This window comes from Kitasatospora sp. NPDC091257 (assembly GCF_044757675.1).
GTDB lineage: Bacteria > Actinomycetota > Actinomycetes > Streptomycetales > Streptomycetaceae > Kitasatospora > Kitasatospora lactacystinica.
Genome location: NZ_JBIVVI010001230.1, coordinates 1 through 2,599, shown reverse-complemented (window position 1 = coordinate 2,599; position 2,599 = coordinate 1). Strand labels below are relative to the sequence as shown.

The 2,599-nt window shown below is 77.6% G+C and carries 1 protein-coding gene; it reads right to left on the bottom strand.

Translation table 11 applies throughout. The features are described 5' to 3' along the window. Positions 1-29: 29 nt before the first annotated feature. Positions 30-2,599, bottom strand: a 2,570-nt coding sequence (locus ACIQOV_RS36655) for an SDR family NAD(P)-dependent oxidoreductase (protein WP_401055124.1), incomplete at its 5' end; no start/stop codon positions are given.

The window sequence follows — 2,599 nt, the reverse complement described above, 5'->3', positions numbered from 1 at the left end:
CTCGCGGATGCCCTCGTCCCGGCTCACCGTCACCCCGTCCGGCCGCTCGACCGGGACCAGTTCGGCGTCGAAGTGCCCGTCCTTGCGGGCTGCGCGGCACCCCAGACCCCGGCCACCGAGGAGAACAGCACGAAGGCGCTCAGATCCAGACCCGAGGTCAGCTCGTGCAGGTGGCGGGCGCCGTCCACGGTGGGCCGCAGCACCTCGGCGATCCGCTCCGGGGTGAGCGCGTCGGCCGTGGTGTCGTCGCCGACCCCGGCCGCGTGCACCACCGCGGTGAGCGGGTGCTCGGCGGGGACCGCGGCGAGCAGCCCGGCGAGCGCCGCCCGGTCGGCGACGTCGCAGGCCGCCACCGTCGCCTCGGTTCCGGCCGCCCGCAGCTCGGCGAGCAGGTCGGCGACGCCGGGCGCCCGCTCACCGCGCCGGCCGACCAGCAGCAGGCGCGGCACGCCCAGGTCGGCCAACCGGCGGGCGACCCGCCGGCCGAGCGCCCCGGTGCCGCCGGTGACCAGGACGGTGCCGGTGCCCGGCCACCGCACCTGCCCGGCCGCCGCCCCGGCCGGGGCCGGGACCAGCCGGCGGACGAAGACCCGCCCGTCACGGATCGCGGCCTCCTGCTCCGGTCCGGTGAGCGCCTGCGCGAGGCGGTCCCAGGCGGCGGCGTCCCGGCGCACCGGGAGGTCGACGATTCCGCCCCAGCAGTCCGGACCGGCCAGGTCGAGGCCGCGGCTGAGGCCCCAGACGGTGGCCTGGCCCGGGTCGGCCGGCGGGTCCGCCGGGCCGGTCGACACCGCACCGGCGGTGACCGCCCACAGCGGGGCCGTCAGACCGGTGTCGTCCAGGGCCTGGGCGAGCGTCGCCAGCTCGGCGACCCGGTCACCGGGCACCGCGAGCACGCCGGCGAGCGCACCGGCCCCGTCGAGCACGGTCCGCAGCCGCGCGGCCAGCGCCGCGCGGTCCGTCCCGTGGGTTCCGTGGGTTCCGTGGGTTCCGTCACCCGCATCGCCCGCGTCGCCGTCGACGGCCAGCCGCAGCGTCCGGGCCCCGGCGGCGACCAGGCTGCTCTGCGCCTCGGCCGCCAGCTCCTCGCCCTCCGGGGCGACGACCAGCCAGGTCCCGTCCAGTACGGCCCGGCCGGACGGCGCGGCGGCCGGCTGCCACAGCACCCGGTGGCGCCAGGCGTCGGTGCGGGCGTCCTGGCGACGGCGGCGACGCCAGGAGGACAGCGCGGTCAGCGCCGTCCCGACGGCCTCCGGTCGGGCGTCCAGGGTCTCGGCCAGCTCGCCGAGGTCCTCGCGCTCGACCGCCTCCCAGAACCGTTCCTCCGCCGGGTCGACGGGCTGCGCCGCCGCCGCCGGCTCCGGCCAGTAGCGGTCCCGCTGGAAGGCGTAGGTCGGCAGGTCCACCCGCCGGCCACCGGGCAGCACGGCCGCCCAGTCCACCGGCACGCCGGCCGCCCAGAGCCGCCCGACGGCGGACGGCACGTGGTCCCGTCCCTCGCGCAGCAGGGGCACGCCGACGGCGTCCGGGACGATCCGGGCCACCAGCGCGGACAGCACGCCGTCGGGGCCCAGTTCGACGAACCGGGTCAGGCCCTGGCGGTGCAGGGTCTCGACGCCGTCGGCGAAGCGGACGGCCTCGCGGACCTGGCGCACCCAGTAGTCGGGGGTGGTGAGCAGGCCGGGCCCGGCGATCCCGCCGGTCAGGGCGGAGACCACCGGGATGCCCGGCTCACTGAAGGCCAGGCCCTTCAGGACGGCCGCGAAGTCGTCCAGCATCGGCTCCATCAGGGCCGAGTGGAAGGCGTGCGAGACGGCCAGTCGGCGCGTCCTCACCCCGGCCGCCGACCAGCGCGCGGCGAACTCCTCGACCACCTCGACGGGGCCGGAGAGCACCACGGCGGCCGGGCCGTTGACGGCCGCGACGTCCAGGCGGCCGCCGATCGCCTCGCGGACCTCGGCCTCGGTGGCCTGGACCGCCAGCATCGCCCCGCCCTCGGGCAGTGCCTCCATCAGCCGGCCGCGCGCGGCCACCAGGGCGCACGCGTCCGGCAGCGGGAACACCCCGGCGCAGTGCGCCGCGGCGATCTCGCCGATCGAGTGGCCGAGCATCAACTCCGGGACCACGCCCCAGGATTCGAGCAACCGGAACAGCGCCACCTCGACCGCGAACAGCCCGGCCTGCGCCCACACCGTACGGTCCAGGTCCTCGACGCCGTCGAACACCACGTCCTTGACCGAGCGGTCGAGCAGCAGGTCGAACTCCGCGCAGACCGCGTCGAAGGCCTCCGCGAACACCGGGTGGCGGGCGTGGAGGTCACGTCCCATCCCGGCGCGCTGCGCACCCTGGCCGGTGAACAGGAACGCCACCCGGCCGTCGCCCGCGCGCTCGGAGACCACGGCCGCGCTCGGCGCGCCGTCGACGACGGCGGCCAGCCCGCGCAGCAGTTCCTCGCGGTCGGAGCCGACGACGACCACCCGGTGCTCCAGCGCGGCGCGGGTGGTGGCGTCGAGGTTGCGGACCGGCGTCGTGAGCGCGCTGAACAGGCCCGTTCCGGACGGGCCGTAGTAGCCGACGACGTCGACGATCACGTGCACCC